General features: G+C 46.9%; 19 protein-coding genes, 2 tRNA genes and 1 riboswitch. Of the genes, 11 read left to right on the forward strand and 10 right to left on the reverse strand.

What is annotated here, in order from left to right; genetic code table 11:
* The first annotated feature begins 8 nt into the window (after positions 1–8).
* A complete protein-coding gene (locus NBZ79_RS10860; protein ID WP_251932452.1) occupies positions 9–212 on the forward strand; it encodes a hypothetical protein in 204 nt (67 codons plus the stop codon).
* Positions 213–226: 14 nt separating this feature from the next.
* Here the strand turns inward: NBZ79_RS10860 and sthA are convergent, their stop codons facing one another.
* Positions 227–1,657 carry a Si-specific NAD(P)(+) transhydrogenase gene (gene sthA / locus NBZ79_RS10865; protein ID WP_251932453.1) on the reverse strand — a complete coding sequence of 477 codons (1,431 nt, stop codon included), beginning with the start codon at positions 1,655–1,657 and terminating at the stop codon, positions 227–229.
* Positions 1,658–1,747: 90 nt separating this feature from the next.
* On the opposite strand from sthA, the gene NBZ79_RS10870 reads away from it, so the two are divergent.
* The gene (locus NBZ79_RS10870; protein WP_251932454.1) at positions 1,748–2,509 is read left to right on the forward strand and encodes a crotonase/enoyl-CoA hydratase family protein; all 762 of its coding nucleotides are present in this window, start codon (positions 1,748–1,750) and stop codon (positions 2,507–2,509) included.
* Positions 2,510–2,528: 19 nt separating this feature from the next.
* On the opposite strand, the gene NBZ79_RS10875 is transcribed toward NBZ79_RS10870, so the two are convergent.
* A complete protein-coding gene (locus NBZ79_RS10875; protein WP_251932455.1) occupies positions 2,529–2,984 on the reverse strand; it encodes an Lrp/AsnC family transcriptional regulator in 456 nt (151 codons plus the stop codon).
* Between the two features lie 141 nt (positions 2,985–3,125).
* On the opposite strand from NBZ79_RS10875, the gene ald reads away from it, so the two are divergent.
* Both ald and NBZ79_RS10885 read left to right on the forward strand, forming a co-directional pair.
* Entirely contained in the window at positions 3,126–4,244 is a 1,119-nt protein-coding gene (gene ald / locus NBZ79_RS10880) for an alanine dehydrogenase (RefSeq protein WP_251932456.1), read from the forward strand.
* A 176-nt stretch (positions 4,245–4,420) separates the two neighbouring features.
* Complete coding sequence (locus NBZ79_RS10885) at positions 4,421–5,671, forward strand: OprD family outer membrane porin (protein ID WP_251932457.1); 1,251 nt, start codon at positions 4,421–4,423, stop codon at positions 5,669–5,671.
* A gap of 136 nt (positions 5,672–5,807) precedes the next feature.
* Here NBZ79_RS10885 and NBZ79_RS10890 read toward each other — a convergent pair whose 3' ends face one another.
* Positions 5,808–5,969, reverse strand: a complete 162-nt coding sequence (locus NBZ79_RS10890; protein WP_251932458.1) for a hypothetical protein — start codon at positions 5,967–5,969, stop codon at positions 5,808–5,810.
* Between the two features lie 132 nt (positions 5,970–6,101).
* Between NBZ79_RS10890 and gcvA the strand changes: the two genes are divergently transcribed.
* Entirely contained in the window at positions 6,102–7,070 is a 969-nt protein-coding gene (gene gcvA, locus NBZ79_RS10895; RefSeq protein WP_251932459.1) for a transcriptional regulator GcvA, read from the forward strand.
* 119 nt (positions 7,071–7,189) lie between these two features.
* Here gcvA and NBZ79_RS10900 read toward each other — a convergent pair.
* The 6 genes from NBZ79_RS10900 to NBZ79_RS10925 all read right to left on the reverse strand — a co-directional run bounded on the left by NBZ79_RS10900 (position 7,190) and on the right by NBZ79_RS10925 (position 9,398).
* Positions 7,190–7,266: transfer RNA gene (locus tag NBZ79_RS10900), tRNA-Arg, on the reverse strand.
* Between the two features lie 24 nt (positions 7,267–7,290).
* On the reverse strand, positions 7,291–7,593 hold the full coding sequence (locus NBZ79_RS10905; RefSeq protein ID WP_251932460.1) for an ETC complex I subunit: 303 nt from the start codon (positions 7,591–7,593) through the stop codon (positions 7,291–7,293).
* A 6-nt stretch (positions 7,594–7,599) separates the two neighbouring features.
* Positions 7,600–8,217, reverse strand: coding sequence for a PA14 domain-containing protein (locus NBZ79_RS10910; RefSeq protein ID WP_251932461.1), 618 nt, complete (start codon positions 8,215–8,217; stop codon positions 7,600–7,602).
* 169 nt (positions 8,218–8,386) lie between these two features.
* Positions 8,387–8,463 (reverse strand) — tRNA-Pro (locus tag NBZ79_RS10915).
* Between the two features lie 110 nt (positions 8,464–8,573).
* Positions 8,574–9,005: a PaaI family thioesterase gene (locus NBZ79_RS10920; RefSeq protein WP_251932462.1), complete on the reverse strand. Its 432-nt coding sequence runs from the start codon at positions 9,003–9,005 to the stop codon at positions 8,574–8,576.
* A 30-nt stretch (positions 9,006–9,035) separates the two neighbouring features.
* Entirely contained in the window at positions 9,036–9,398 is a 363-nt protein-coding gene (locus NBZ79_RS10925; RefSeq protein WP_251932463.1) for a DUF192 domain-containing protein, read from the reverse strand.
* A 159-nt stretch (positions 9,399–9,557) separates the two neighbouring features.
* A riboswitch (TPP riboswitch) is annotated at positions 9,558–9,661 on the forward strand.
* On the opposite strand from NBZ79_RS10925, the gene NBZ79_RS10930 reads away from it, so the two are divergent.
* From NBZ79_RS10930 to NBZ79_RS10940, 3 genes are all read left to right on the forward strand, one after another.
* Positions 9,655–10,464 carry an ABC transporter ATP-binding protein gene (locus NBZ79_RS10930; RefSeq protein ID WP_251932464.1) on the forward strand — a complete coding sequence of 270 codons (810 nt, stop codon included), beginning with the start codon at positions 9,655–9,657 and terminating at the stop codon, positions 10,462–10,464. It overlaps the preceding riboswitch by 7 nt.
* Entirely contained in the window at positions 10,461–11,234 is a 774-nt protein-coding gene (locus NBZ79_RS10935) for an ABC transporter permease (RefSeq protein WP_251932465.1), read from the forward strand. Before NBZ79_RS10930 ends, NBZ79_RS10935 begins: the two co-directional genes overlap by 4 nt.
* A 21-nt stretch (positions 11,235–11,255) precedes the next feature.
* Entirely contained in the window at positions 11,256–12,194 is a 939-nt protein-coding gene (locus NBZ79_RS10940) for an ABC transporter substrate-binding protein (protein ID WP_251932466.1), read from the forward strand.
* Between the two features lie 24 nt (positions 12,195–12,218).
* Here the strand turns inward: NBZ79_RS10940 and NBZ79_RS10945 are convergent, their stop codons facing one another.
* Positions 12,219–12,791 (reverse strand): cold-shock protein, encoded by a 573-nt coding sequence (locus tag NBZ79_RS10945; RefSeq protein ID WP_251932467.1) that lies wholly within the window; start codon positions 12,789–12,791, stop codon positions 12,219–12,221.
* A gap of 403 nt (positions 12,792–13,194) precedes the next feature.
* On the opposite strand from NBZ79_RS10945, the gene NBZ79_RS10950 reads away from it, so the two are divergent.
* From NBZ79_RS10950 to mnhG, 3 genes are read left to right on the forward strand one after another with little or no spacing between them, the layout of a single operon-like run.
* Entirely contained in the window at positions 13,195–13,671 is a 477-nt protein-coding gene (locus tag NBZ79_RS10950; RefSeq protein WP_251932468.1) for a Na+/H+ antiporter subunit E, read from the forward strand.
* Entirely contained in the window at positions 13,668–13,955 is a 288-nt protein-coding gene (locus NBZ79_RS10955; protein WP_251932469.1) for an MrpF/PhaF family protein, read from the forward strand. The genes NBZ79_RS10950 and NBZ79_RS10955 overlap by 4 nt, the downstream gene beginning before the upstream one ends.
* On the forward strand, positions 13,952–14,311 hold the full coding sequence (mnhG, locus tag NBZ79_RS10960; protein ID WP_251932470.1) for a monovalent cation/H(+) antiporter subunit G: 360 nt from the start codon (positions 13,952–13,954) through the stop codon (positions 14,309–14,311). The genes NBZ79_RS10955 and mnhG overlap by 4 nt, the downstream gene beginning before the upstream one ends.
* Position 14,312 lies beyond the last annotated feature (1 nt).

Genomic DNA, 14,312 nt, shown 5'->3' on the forward strand with positions numbered 1-14,312 from the left:
AATGTAAGATGAGTGCTTTTATTTTTTCTGTATACAACGCTAAAGTTCGTGAGGCTGTTAAAGACAATCAGGAACATCCTCATATTTCAGAACGCTGGGCTTCGCCTTGCATGTTTGAAGTAGAGGCAGATAGTGCAACAGCAGCCGAAGATTGCGTTAAGAAAAAATACCCGGCAGCAGAAGGCTTTGTGACTAAACGAATTGAAAACTAGCGACGTTTAGTACCTTAGTTGGATTGTTGTTGTGATTTCCCAGCTGCGCTTTGGGGCATTTTGTTCCAAGCGTCGAGCGCAGCAACTTTATATGCTTCTGCTAAGGTCGGATAGTTGAATGTATTCTCAACAAAATAATCCAGCGTACCTTTCAAATTCAAAACCGCTTGTCCGATATGAATAAGTTCCGTCGCCCCTTCCCCCAAGATATGAGCTCCTAGCAAGCGTCTGGTTTTCATGGAGAAAATCAATTTCATCATGCCGTGATCAAGCCCCATGATTTGCCCTCGTGAAGTCTCCCGAAAACGGCATATACCGCTTTCAAAAGCGATTCCCCGTTCAACAACCTCTTCTTCAGACATGCCAACTGTTGAAAGTTCCGGAACCGAATAAATACCGTAAGGAAAATAATCTGGCGCACTGTAAGCAAACGCATCTTTATCAAATGCGTGAAATACCGCGAGCCGTCCCTGCTCCATTGAAGTAGACGCAAGACTTGGAAAACCGATGACATCACCCGCAGCGTAAATATGCGGCACCACGGTTTGAAAACTATTGGCGTCGGCCAATGATAACCGTCCGCGGCTATCTGCCTCCAGACCACAATTATCGAGCTTTAGGCCACTAGTATTTCCAATACGGCCCGCAGCAAACATCGTAACTTCAGAATAGATCATACGACCGTTTTCAAGCTCAACGACGGAACCTCCCCCCTCCAGCCCCACGGATTTCACCTGTTGTCCAAATCGCATATTGACGCCGCAATCCCGCATTTGATGCATGAGGTCATCCACCAACTCACGGTCGATAAAATCCAACATGCTGTTTCTTGGCTCAACCAATGTCACTTTGACGTCAAGCGCACTGAAGATTGTGGCATACTCGACCCCGATAACACCCGCCCCAATAATTGTTATGGATTTTGGCACCTGTTTAATCTTGAGTATATCATCGCTATCGATAATTCGTTCGTCGTCAAACGGTATATCGTCAGGACGGTACGGATGGGTGCCGGTCGCGATTAAAATTCTGCTTGCGCGATATTGCTGCTTTTCCCCCTCTTCCAGCTCAACTTCAATAACATCGGGACTGATAAAATGGGCAATCCCATAGACAATATTCACATTGTTACGTGCGAATTGATGCTCAAGGGTATCTACTTCATGATTAAGGGTTATATCCATGCGCTGACGTAAGTCATTGGCCGTGATGTCGCTTTTTACCCGATAAGATCGACCATAGAACGCCCGTTCTCTCCATCCAGACAGGTTGAGGACCGTTTCCCGAAGGGTTTTGCTTGGGATCGTTCCGGTATGCACAGTTACACCACCAACCTCCGAGTTTTTCTCGATTACATAAACCTTTTTACCCCATTTCGCGGCCTGAATTGCCGCCCGCTTCCCGGCAGGGCCGCTCCCAATAACTAATAAATCACATGAAATCATACCATTCTCCCCCACTTACCTTTACCATAGGCTAAAAACCAAAGACTCCAACAAGCATTTCGAGATGCAGATCTAAAAGGAAGCCCGAGAATGAGCCAAGAAAAAATTTTAATGAAGAAAAATGGCCCTGTAACAACAATCACCCTTAACCGACCAGAAGTTAGAAATGCCCTGGATCAGTCCTCTGCAAATTTACTGACGGAAATGTTTCGGGAATTTGATACGGATGACAGCCAACGTGTAGCTGTCGTCACAGGTTCTGGCGGCGCATTCTGTGCTGGCGCTGACTTGAAGGAAACCGCAACCCGGGTTGACTACATAGCCTGGGCCGGTCATGCAGATGGGCCGTTTCATGCGCCGTTATCCAAGCCGCTTATTGCCGCAGTTTCCGGCCACGCCTGCGCCGGAGGATTGGGTCTCGCTTTATATTGTGACATTCGAATTGCTGATGAAACCGCTGTTTTTGGTGTCTTTTCCCGTCGTTGGGGCGTCCCCATGAGCGATGGAACGACGGTTCGTTTACCACGGGTAATTGGCACCGGTCCGGCAATGGATATGATGCTAACCGGAAAAGCTGTAACTGCCTCCGAAGCCCTGTCGCTTGGCCTGATCACACGTATCTGCACGAGTGAAAATGTTGTAGCAGATGCAGAACAGCTCGCCCAGAAAATGGCAACTTTTCCGCAAGTCGCCATGCTGTCTGACCGGCAAAGCCTCTATGCTCAAAACGGACACCCTGAATCCGACGCTATCGCTTATGAAACTAAATGTGCCGAAGCAGCCAAGCAACAAGAAGCGCAATCCGGCGCTGCACGTTTTGCTGCAGGGGAAGGCAGGCATGGTGCTTTCTAGGTTATAGGATCAAAAACCCTTAATTAACCGGATACCCTGTCCAGGGTTTAATCGATCGCAGTGTAAAAGTTGACCTCATGCTGGAGACATGAGGCAGCTTTGCCAGACAGTTTCGATGTATCCGATCGAAATCGGTAACCTCCTTTGCGGCAACCCGGATAATATAATCCGCATTCCCTGTGGTTAAATGGCATTCAAGTATTTCGTTATACGTGACCACTGCCTTTTCGAAAGACTCCAAAGCTTCCTGACTTTGAGAAATAAGCGATATCTCGACGAAAACGTCCATTTCCAGCCCAAGCTTTTTTTTATCGAGACGTGCGGCATAGCTCATTATCACGCCGCTTTCTTCCAGGTTTTTAATTCGGCGATGACAAGCAGATAAAGACAGATTAACCGCGGCCGCAATGTCAATTATGGGCCTGTTGGAATTAATTTGTAATTCCGACAAAATACGACGATCGAAGGAATCCATACTGTTTTTTCCTAATATTTTTAAAATTTCAACCGTATTTTACCATAATTCTCATAATTTGAAAGAAATTCAGGAAAAATTACATGCGGTTTTCAATTATAATTAGCCTCGAAATTAATCTTGTAACTGGGAGTTGTTACTATGTTGATCGGTGCACCTAAGGAAATTAAAAACCACGAATATCGTGTTGGACTGACGCCGGAAAGCGTCGGCGAACTTATCGCCAATGGCCATGATGTAATAGTCGAGAAAGATGCCGGTCGTGGCATCGGGGCTTTTGACGATTCCTACATCGCAGCGGGCGCAAAAATCGTTGCCACAGCTGAAGAAATTTTCGCCACTGCAGAAATGGTGGTTAAAGTTAAGGAACCTCAGCCAGCCGAGCGGGCACAGCTTCGCGAAGGCCAGATTCTTTATACCTACCTGCACCTTGCTCCAGATCCTGAGCAAACCAAGGACTTAATGGCTTCCGGTGCTGTTTGTATTGCCTACGAAACGGTAACCGATAACCAAGGTGGCCTCCCCCTCCTCAAACCCATGAGCCAGGTTGCCGGCCGAATGTCGGTTCAAGCCGGTGCAACTGCCCTTGAAAAAGCACATGGTGGTCGCGGTGTCCTATTGGGCGGCGTTCCAGGCGTTGCTCCTGGTAAAGTAGTTATTATTGGCGGGGGAGTTGTTGGTTTCAATGCAGCCCAAATGGCCGTCGGTATGCATGCCGATGTTACTATTCTGGATCGCAATCCAACAACACTTGAAAGCCTCGAAAACCATTTTGAATCGTCAGCCAAAGTTATCTACTCGACGGCTGCCGCTCTTGAGAAACTGGTCGCCGAGGCTGATCTGGTTGTCGGAGCAGTTCTTATTCCAGGTGCGGCGGCACCAAAACTGGTAACCCGTGAAATGCTTTCTACCATGCAGGAAGGCGCCGTCATTGTCGATGTCGCCATTGATCAGGGTGGTTGCTTCGAAACATCGAAAGCGACAACCCATGCGGATCCGACATATGTTGTCGATGGCGTTGTTCACTATTGCGTCGCCAATATGCCCGGTGGTGTGGCCAGAACCTCCACATATGCTTTGAATAACGTGACCCTGCCCCATGCCATCAAGATCGCCAACAAAGGCTGGAAGGGTGCCTTGGCTGCAGATCCGCATCTTGCCAATGGCCTGAATGTCTGGAATGGGCAAATTACCTGTGAACCTGTAGCACGGGATCTCAATCTGGACTACACAACGGTAGAAACGGCGATCAACAGCTGATAGCGTTCTTTATCTATAAAAAGGCTCGGATATTCCGGGCCTTTTTTGTTTTAGAAATTTGTCCAGAACCATATGCCTGTCCACTTTCCTACAATCTAAAAAAATAATGTCGTTGGTGAGCAAACTTTGTTCTATCATGTCCAGTATCCGAGATTTAGTCGATAGTGGGCGAGTGTGTGGCAGACAAAAAATCCAAAAAACAGCTTACTTCGCATCGACTAGCAACAGCTTTCTTGCTGCCGTCAATACTCATATTTCCGGCTCAAATGACATTCGCAGCAGATGTTGGCGAATTTGAAATCAAATTAAAAACCTACTATTTCAATCGGGACAAGGATCAGGATAACCCGGATTCTGTCGCTTTTACACAAGGTTTGATGCTCTATTATAATTCACCTTATCTGAATGATTTCGTAAATCTCAATGCCGCTGGATTCGCCAACCTCAAGCTGGTCGGCGAGAGCGGCAAAGGTGGGTCAGGACTGTTACAGGTTCAACCTGATGGCAGCCAGACGTCTTACGCGAAGCTCGGTGAATTAAATCTGGATTTTAAATTGCCAAAAAACGGAAATCTGATAATCGGCCGCAAACAATTAACCTATCCACTCAAAAACGATATAAATAACCGGGCAACCCCTGCCGCGAGCCAGGCGGCTGTCCTCACCTATGACATCGGTGGGACAACCTTATATGCCTTGGCATCGGATAGAGGGTCGCCAAAAACAGTTACCAAGTTCAACAAATACCAGGATAATAATGGCGACGATTTTATAGTTTACATTGCCGGGGCAAAGCATGAGTTCGAAAATTCACTCTTCATAGAAGCGTCGGCCGGGCATGCGGATAATGTCATGAACCGTGCCTATCTCGATGTTCAATATCCCATTACGCTTAATGACGATTACACCCTTAAACTTGATGCGCATCAATATTTCGGTTGGGCCGATGGAGAAGGTGCTGTCGCGAATGTCGGTTCTGACTACTACTCCAGCCTGACCAGCCTTGTCGGGCACCTGAGTGCTCATAACGCACGCTTCACCCTTGGATTCCAGAATGTAAGTGGCGACAGCCACCAGGTCTCATGGGATGGCGGCGTCAATGACGAAAATAGCTACAAGACATGGCATAGTGTAACCCGTCTTGATTTCGATCGCGGCGGCGAACGCACGTATATTGTCCGCCTCGACTATGACCTGAAGGATTTTATTGAAGGCCTCACTTCAATGGTCCGATATACATCCGGCCACAATATCAAACGAAACGATGGCCAACGAGGATCGGAATGGGAAAGAGACTTTGTACTCACTTACCGCCCACCCATGCTGCCCGATTTGTCCTTTTCCTGGATAAATGGCTACGTAAAATCCAGCGAAACATATAATTCGGTGGAAAACCGGATTATTGTCAATTACGCCATTAAATACTAAATCTCAATCAGTGTTATCTCGTTCAGTTGCAAGAAGGATTGAATAGCATTCATTGCGAATATGGGGCTTGTAAATTCACTCTCCTAAATGATGGTATGCATATATTTACTTGCTAACGGTTATAGCCGCACAGTCTCTACTCTCTATCGCGGGCAAAAACCGTGAGCTTGCCCCGACACCAGCAATATAGTCGACGAATTCGGCTTTTTGGCTTCGAATGTTTAGGATCAGGTGGCTCAGGCTCAATCGGTTCACCCCAACGATCCCGAATAACCGGGCGTCCAAATCGAGGATCCATGGATGATTCACCTCCAAATCAATCATTATTAAGTGAAATTTAATCATGTAATAAGGAGAATATTATTTGCTATAACAAGCTAAATCAAAGGATTTGTATTCATCTCTATCATGAGGTATAATTCATGTTATAATGTCCGATCACCTTCCTCCATTAGCAGCGCTGAGAGCGCTTGAATCAGCAGCTCGTCATGGTAGCTTTACTCGTGCTGCGGCGGAACTTAACGTGACGCAGAGCGCGATAAGCCACCAAATCCGCCATCTGGAGGAAATCTGGAGCCTTGAACTCTTTGCCCGTGATGCTCGGCCGCTTACCCTGACCAAAAGCGGCGCCGCTCTCGCCCCAATTGCGCGCGACTTTTTCTCCAAATTGTCAGCAACATTGGAAAGCTTACGTGTAGAAGACAAGCAAGGACCGCTTAAGATCAGTGCGCTTGAATCCTTTTCATTAACTTGGCTAGTGCCACGGCTCAGTGATTTTCGCGAATGCCATCCAGAGATTGATGTCTGGATATCAACGACTGATCGATTGATCGATTTTTCGGCTGAAGATGTCGACTTGGGAATCCGGCTTGGACGCGGTGTCTTTCCTGGGTTGCATAGCAGCCTATTGTTGCGTGAGTATGTCTTTCCGGTATGTAGCACTCAATTATTGAAACGCCTAGGCGTACCAAAATCTCCGGCTGAGCTGGCACGTTTTCCCCTGTTACTGCGCCACGATGATATGCTGAGCCCACGCTGGGACACCTGGCTTGGCGCCGCCGGTGTGCCAGATCTACCTCTTGATCAGGGCCCGCGCTTCCCCAACTCGAATATGGCCCTGCAGGCGGCAATTGCAGGCCAAGGAGTGGCGCTGGTCCGCAGCGCACATGTAGACAGCGGCATGAACGCAGCAGGCTTGGTACGATTGTTCGACGTGCATTACCCGTCCGAGGCAGCCTATTACCTTGTTTGCCCGGAAGGAACTCAAGCGCGTCCAAGGATTACAGCTTTTCGAGAGTGGATCCAAGCAGAAGCCGCTCAATCGCAGCTACAATATGACCGTGAAGTGAGCCAGTCGAAAGTCCCAAGCGAAACGAATGATCGCCTGGTACCTGATTGACTCTTACGCGCCTCTCTTTGACAAAAGTCGAATTTGAGAGCAAACCAGACGCGTATCTCTCAAATTTTCAGTACATGTAAAAAAAACCGCTGAAAATATAAAATTTTCAACGGTTTAACTGGCGACCCCGGCACGATTCGAACGTGCGACCTATTGATTAGAAGTCAATTGCTCTATCCAACTGAGCTACGGGGCCGTTATCTCTGGCAAACTTGCAGGATCAGCCTCTAACACGGCTAAAAGAAAAATTGTCCGCATAGGCTTTTAAGTGAAGCTTGCGTTTTTTGGGTTCGAACACTGTAAAGGCGATGTCATTTGCCTCGCAAAATTCGATAGCGGCTTCCTTGTCATCGAAATCAACGACAACTTGCTGTGTCGTATCTGTTGAACCTGTCCATCCCATCAATGGCTCTACATATTTATGAGCCGCAGGTGCATATTCCAAACGCCAATGCTTCGTGCCCTTACGGCCCGATTGCATGGCATTTTTAGCCGGTTGAAAAATTCTCGCCTTGAGGCTCATGCTGCCTTACTTTCCTATATGTGCAAACGCTTCTGCTGGAACAAAATCCATGTCTCCCCCGCTGGGGGCTTCCCAATAAAGTTCGAGAGTGGATGTATTCTTCTTTTCAAAATATTTTATGTGGATCGGATACCAGCCCGGCTCAGAAATCTCAAGCACTAATTCATCTGAAAATGTGTCAGCATGAACCGTCGGGAATTCATAAATCAGTTTGTCTCCAATGGCCAAGTAAACACCATCATTGGAATGAACCAAAAATGTATAGCGGCCCGGCTTATCCATCTTGATAAAGCCCTTGATATCGGCGCCAACAAAATCATTGCTTTTGGTTGTCAGCACATCGCCAGTACCGACATGATAATTTAACATCGGCAGCGGAATACCCGGCTTCCCGTCATCATATTTCATCCAGTCGTCTAATTCTTCCAGGTTATTGAATTTCGCCCCATAATATTGGACAGCGAGGCCTGGTTTAAGTTCTGCTGCATTAGGCTGCGGAGAGGCTGGCTTCAACCCGGTGAACGGTTCAGCCGACGCTGTAAATGCAGTAAACGTTACACCCATCGCCAAAAATCCAGCGACAAAAATTTTAAAAATATCTGACTTCATACTAAATTTAAACATAGCACGCTGTTCCCTTATGAATTTATTCCATATCTATTTTAGAGAAATTTTCAATTACAGCAATCGAAACGAGACGACAATCAGCATGATAACATAAAACAAATTTGAAAATGATAACCTAATAAATAAAAAAAACGCTGCAAAACATTGTTTTACAGCGTTTTTATGTTGGTCGGGGCGGCAAGATTCGAACTTGCGACCTCTCGCTCCCAAAGCGAGCGCACTACCAGGCTGTGCTACGCCCCGAACGTGAGGTGATGATCTATACTATTGCGAGGCGCCCTGCAAGTGAATGATAGAAAAAACGTCATCTTTTTTTTACAACCACGGATCATCTGGAAATTGGAGGATTAATTTTAATCACGTCCAATATGTACATAGTGAAAAATCGCATCGGCTTTAAAAATTGTTCGCCGACCTACCTTGAGCTCTCCACGAACGAAAACCACTGTTTTTGTGCTTTTTGTGACTTCGACAAACGCCTCTATCCAATCTCCTTCTCTGGCCGGCGAAAGGAATTCCGAATTCATCTTGATAGTGACGCACCGACGGCCGGTTGCGCGAATGACGCCACGGGCGAGGGCTGAATCCGCAAAAGACATCAGCATGCCGCCATGAACCAGCTTTACACCATTCAAATGCTTTTCAGCCGCCCGAAAGGCCCGAATGGACGTTTCATCATCGATCTTCTTTTCATAATAAGGCCCATTTCGATTGGCAAAAGGGGCAGCCCCTGTAACTTCCTCAAATCCTTCGGGAATTACAGTCTTTCCGATATTTTTTTTCATTTTTATGTCGGCACTCTCTTACATACTGCATTAATTATTACTAAAAATGATATCCTCGACGGTATCACCAATTCGAATATCATGCCTCTCAGCAAAGCCCGCGACAACCTCCAATACAGCACGAACGGGTTGCGGAGCTGAAATTACTTCAAGTGAACCGGGCTGCGCATACTCCTTGATAAATATAATTTCGCCCCGATCATCGATAAACATTATATCCAATGACAGGGGCGTATTCTTCATCCACATAAATACGGGTTTTAAGTCATTAAAATCAAAAAGCATACCGGTCATTGGCGCCAGCGCTTCCCGAAGCATCAAACCCTTTTCGCGGGCGGCCTGGTTATCGGCCACTTCCACAACTAATTTAATTTCCTGAGATGTCGTTTTCAAAATTATCGATCGCGTTTTAATTTCATTTGCAATCGTTGGAGGAGTCAAAAAAAGAAGACAAAAAAAACCCAATGTAATTACATTTCTGAAAAATGGCCTAACGTTCTGCTGCATTCTCCTTAATTTCCTTTGCCGAGAAAAATATTTTCCCTATAGTGAGCCATCCTCGGGGGGAGCCATGTCGGCTGAGAGGTTCCAATACAGGAACGACCCCGGTACCTGATCAGGCTAATACCTGCGTAGGAACGAGCTAAACATGGCGTCTGACAACACAAAAAACATATTACCCGCAAAGGGTAGCGTGGTACGAGCAGCTAATCAAGCGATAGAGCCGGTCGGTTTGGACTTGAAGCTTACCAATTTGGTCTTTGGTGAGATTCAGGTTCTGAGTGATCTGCGGCTTTCACTGAAGCCCGGGAAAGTAACCTGTCTGCTGGGACCAAGCGGCGTCGGTAAAAGCAGTATCTTGAAAATTATTGCAGGATTTATACCCTTGCCCGCTGGCAGTTTACTGACCAGCAATGACAACACCCCGTTAAGCAACCGGATTTCATTTATGGATCAAAAGGATTTACTGCTGCCATGGGCTTCAGTGATTGAAAATGTTGTTATTGGTGCTCGGTTGAGAGGGGAATCCCCTGATTTCGAGCAAGCCCGGGCAATACTTACGCATGTCGGCTTGGAGGATCGCGAGACAGCCCGTCCAGATACATTATCCGGGGGGATGCGCCAGCGGGTCGCTCTCGTCCGAACATTGATGGACAATTGCCCAATTGTTCTCATGGATGAACCTTTCTCTGCTCTTGATGCTATCACCAAATTCCGGTTACAGGGATTGGCCGCAGATCTGTTACGAGAGAAAACAGTGTTACTTATAACCCATGATCCCATGGAGGCTTTGCGTTTGGGGGATGTGATTCACGTATTATCCGGATCTCCCGTAGCATTGTCGCCTGAAATCGTTCCTGAAGGAAAAATTCCGCGCGATCCGGCTGATGAAACTCTGAAACACCAATATTCCGAAATCATGCGCCAGCTCGCTCTTACAGAGAGTGAGGTTATATGAAGATCATACGACCGACCATCACCATATTCGGTTTACTTTTCCTGTGGGGTGCAATTACAGCGATCACTGACTTGCCAAGATTTATCCTGCCCTCACCGATCCTTGTCTTGCAGGCTTTGGTTACCAAGGCAGATCTGATCGCCGGGCACGCCGTCATTACGGCGACAGAAATTTTACTTGGATTTGCAGCGGGCCTGATATTTGGAATGTTTTCAGCCTTGATGATTTCCGCATACCAACCTGTGCGCCAGTGGGTTTTTCCAATTCTGATAGCCAGTCAAGCGGTTCCGGTATTTGCCATTGCTCCAATTCTCGTTTTATGGCTCGGATACGGAATTGGCCCAAAAATCATTGTCGGCGCTCTGATCATCTATTTTCCGGTAGCCGTTGGCTTTTTGGATGGATTGAACAGAACTGACCCGGCCTGGACTAATCTTGCATCGCTTTTACAGCAACGTAGTGACAAGTCAAAAATGGCCAAGCTCTATTATATTTACAGATACATCAAAATTCCCTTTGCATTACCGTCGTTATCGTCCGGCATCCGTGTCGCAGCAGCAGTCGCCCCCATTGGGGCGATCGTTGGCGAATGGGTAGGTTCCTCTGCCGGGCTAGGATTTCTGATGCTCCATGCAAACGCCCGGATACAAACAGACTTACTATTCGCCAGCCTGTTCGTTCTTACGCTTATGGCTATTTCTTTGTACTACCTGGTTGACCATGTTTTACGCCGCCTTATGCCCTGGCAGCCAGATCAAAAATCAACTTAACCCAAGACCTGGAGTCACTTTATGAAATTAAGATCACTATTCTTTGCTGCTATGCTGTTCATTCCGATCAGCCAAGCCAATGCCGCAGATAAAATTACCGTCCTTCTCGACTGGTTCGTCAATCCCGACCATGCAACACTCATCGTTGCCCAGGAAAAAGGGTATTTTAAGAAACACGGATTGGAAGTTGAACTCATTGCCCCAGCTGATCCAAGCGACCCGCCGAAGCTTGTTGCGGCAGGCAAAGCCGATCTTGCCATTTCTTATCAGCCGCAATTGCATTTGCAGGTATCCGAGGGGCTGCCCCTCACGCGTGTCGGCACACTGGTTGCCACACCACTCAACAGCCTAGTCGTGTTGAAAGACGGGCCAATTAAAAGCCTTGCGGATTTAAAGGGCAAAAAGATTGGTTATTCCGTTAGTGGCGTTGAAGATGCCATGCTGAAAGCCATGCTGGAACCAAACGGCGTAAGTCTTTCAGATATTGAACTTATCAATGTGAACTTTTCCTTGTCGCCCAGTTTACTCTCTGGGCAGGTTGACGCCGTAATCGGTGCATTTAGGAATTTTGAGCTGAATCAAATGGATATTGAAGGATATCCTGGTCGCGCGTTTTTCCCCGAAGAAGAAGGTGTCCCTGCATATGATGAGCTTATCGTCATAGCGAACAATAGCAAGGTTTCTGATCCCCGTTACAAAACCTTTATGTTGGCACTTGAAGAAGCAGTGCAATATCTTGTCAATCACCCCGATGAAAGCTGGAAGCTATTTATTAAAAAGCATAAAGAGCTGGATGACGAGCTGAACAAGCGAGCCTGGGCGGATACACTTCCACGATTTGCGCTGCGTCCGGCAGCATTGGATACAGGCAGATATGTCCGATTTGCAAAATTCATGCTGGATCAAGGGTTAATCAAGACCACCGTGCCGGTCAAAGATTACGCTATCGCATTAGATTAGGAACTTTCGAACGCCTTGGATACATCAAGACTCAAGGCGTTCGATTTCTGCGACTTGCGGACCTTTTTCGCTGTCTCCGATACGCACTCGAAATCTTTGGCCAGCCTGTATTGGCAAGGCCCCTTCGCGGCGCAGGGTTTCCATATGGACAAACACATCTTGCGTTCCCTCTCCGCGGGACAAAAAGCCATATCCTTTTACAGGATCGAACCATTTCACTTCCACGTCAACGAAATCACCCTCGCCTTGCACAGCGGGATGCGCGGTTACGTTATCTTTCGCCACAGGTAGGGGCTCAAAGGGCACTGCAGTGGACGTATCGATATCCAGAACTTTGATTGCTTGCAGACCTTTGGCACGACGGACGACTTCGCAGCTAATGCTAACACCTTCAGCAACGAATTCATGTCCGGCTTCACGTAGACAAGAAAGATGCAGGAATATATCTCCAGGCTCGCTAGCAGGCGTCAAAAAGCCAAAACCTTTAGCCGTGTTAAACCACTTAACCCGGCCGGTTAATTCAAAGGATTCTTCCTGAGGCTCGGCTGAGGCTTGAATTTCATCTTTACTATGTAACTGCTCGATTTTTGCCGTCATAAATTACTCCCACAACTACCAGACGCGCTTTTTCTCTTTCCTGCCAGAGAGATAGTTTAGCATATTATTAATCATAATTTCAATATTCGCATTATCTCATTCAAAAGATGTCAAAAAACAATATGTGGCGCCAAGCTGCCTTCCTAAAAGCAACTGGGGATTAAACAAGCCGGTTTCCTGCCTGATTTGTCGACCTTAATTGGGAAGCTCCTCTGTAGTGAAGGTGACAAAACACCAATTACCGCAGGATTTACATTTGCTTGGATCAATAATCACCTTTGCTGCACGTCCTGTCTTGTTCGCTCTTGCAGGCTGGTAATTACCATGGCATATACAAAAGAAAGATGTTCCATAAAAGCAATCGGTTTAAATTGATTGTCGTCAAACAGGGGAAATTTGTAATTTGCTAAAAACCATCAGTCTTTTTCTTGTGCTAATGGCAGTTTGGCTACTTTTATCCGGACATTATACACCTCTGATTACGGGTTTTGGTGTTGCATCATGCTTGCTCACAGCGTTGATTGCCCGCCGCATGGATGTTGTTGACCATGAAGGCCATCCGCTTCATCTCGGCCCGAAAATCGTAATGTATTGGGGCTGGCTGCTTGTTGAAATTTTCAAGGCAAACCTGGATGTTGCCAAATGTGTCCTTTTCCCCGGGACATATCTCAACCCCTCCATGTTTACAACGAAGGTGACGCAAACTTCTGATCTCGGCAAAGTAATTTATGCAAACTCCATCACGCTGACACCCGGAACCGTTACTGTCGATTTGGATGGTGACGAAGTAACAGTCCACGCTTTGACGCAAACGTCCGCCGAGGGCGTAAAAAATGGTGATATGGATCGCAGGGTCACGAAAGTCATGGGGGAAGCATGATCATTTACGCCATAACGGCAATCGCAATTCTTGTGAGTATTGCTTTCGCACTCAGCCGCGCGATCCTTGGGCCTACTTCCTACGATCGCATTTTATCAGTCAATGCAATCGGGACAAAAACCGTTTTGCTTATTGGTGTTGTCGGTTTTCTCGCCGGGAGGCCGGATTTTCTGGATTTGGCGCTCGTTTACTCCCTAGTAAATTTCATTGGCACTCTCGCGGTTTTGAAATATTTCAAATTCGGTACCTTGCGTGGCCGGCTATCCAAGTCTGAGGATTCATGATGATTGATATTGTCCTGGATATTGCGACTTGGGTATTGCTGATTGCCGGAAGCCTTCTTCTTCTGGTTACCGGTCTTGGATTACTGCGTCTTCCGGATCTGTATACGCGTGTCCATGCCGGCGGCATGGCAGATACTCTGGCCACATTTTTGATATTTGTTGGCTTGTCTTTTCAAAGCGGCTTTTCACTCGTTACGGTAAAACTCCTCATGGTCATTGTCTTCGTGTTTTTTACCAGTCCAACTGCATCCTACGCCCTCGCCCATGCCAGCTTCGTAGCAGGTTTGAAACCCAAACTAGACGGTTTCAAGGCAAGTAAAGAGGATCCGACAGAAGGGAAAAATAGCGATGCTTGAT

The sequence above is a fragment of the Sneathiella marina genome (assembly GCF_023746535.1).
Taxonomy (GTDB): Bacteria; Pseudomonadota; Alphaproteobacteria; order Sneathiellales; family Sneathiellaceae; genus Sneathiella; species Sneathiella marina.

Coding starts and splice junctions, on each gene's coding strand:
- gcvA (WP_251932459.1), top strand. CDS start 6,102: ATGTCCGATCACCTTCCTCCATTAGCAGCGCTGAGAGCGCTTGAATCA.
- NBZ79_RS10945 (WP_251932467.1), bottom strand. CDS start 12,791: ATGACGGCAAAAATCGAGCAGTTACATAGTAAAGATGAAATTCAAGCC.
- mnhG (WP_251932470.1), top strand. CDS start 13,952: ATGATGATTGATATTGTCCTGGATATTGCGACTTGGGTATTGCTGATT.
- ald (WP_251932456.1), top strand. CDS start 3,126: ATGTTGATCGGTGCACCTAAGGAAATTAAAAACCACGAATATCGTGTT.
- NBZ79_RS10890 (WP_251932458.1), bottom strand. CDS start 5,969: ATGGATCCTCGATTTGGACGCCCGGTTATTCGGGATCGTTGGGGTGAA.
- NBZ79_RS10935 (WP_251932465.1), top strand. CDS start 10,461: ATGAAGATCATACGACCGACCATCACCATATTCGGTTTACTTTTCCTG.
- NBZ79_RS10875 (WP_251932455.1), bottom strand. CDS start 2,984: ATGGATTCCTTCGATCGTCGTATTTTGTCGGAATTACAAATTAATTCC.
- NBZ79_RS10860 (WP_251932452.1), top strand. CDS start 9: ATGAGTGCTTTTATTTTTTCTGTATACAACGCTAAAGTTCGTGAGGCT.
- NBZ79_RS10910 (WP_251932461.1), bottom strand. CDS start 8,217: ATGTTTAAATTTAGTATGAAGTCAGATATTTTTAAAATTTTTGTCGCT.
- NBZ79_RS10905 (WP_251932460.1), bottom strand. CDS start 7,593: ATGAGCCTCAAGGCGAGAATTTTTCAACCGGCTAAAAATGCCATGCAA.
- NBZ79_RS10955 (WP_251932469.1), top strand. CDS start 13,668: ATGATCATTTACGCCATAACGGCAATCGCAATTCTTGTGAGTATTGCT.
- NBZ79_RS10940 (WP_251932466.1), top strand. CDS start 11,256: ATGAAATTAAGATCACTATTCTTTGCTGCTATGCTGTTCATTCCGATC.
- NBZ79_RS10930 (WP_251932464.1), top strand. CDS start 9,655: ATGGCGTCTGACAACACAAAAAACATATTACCCGCAAAGGGTAGCGTG.
- sthA (WP_251932453.1), bottom strand. CDS start 1,657: ATGATTTCATGTGATTTATTAGTTATTGGGAGCGGCCCTGCCGGGAAG.
- NBZ79_RS10920 (WP_251932462.1), bottom strand. CDS start 9,005: ATGAAAAAAAATATCGGAAAGACTGTAATTCCCGAAGGATTTGAGGAA.
- NBZ79_RS10870 (WP_251932454.1), top strand. CDS start 1,748: ATGAGCCAAGAAAAAATTTTAATGAAGAAAAATGGCCCTGTAACAACA.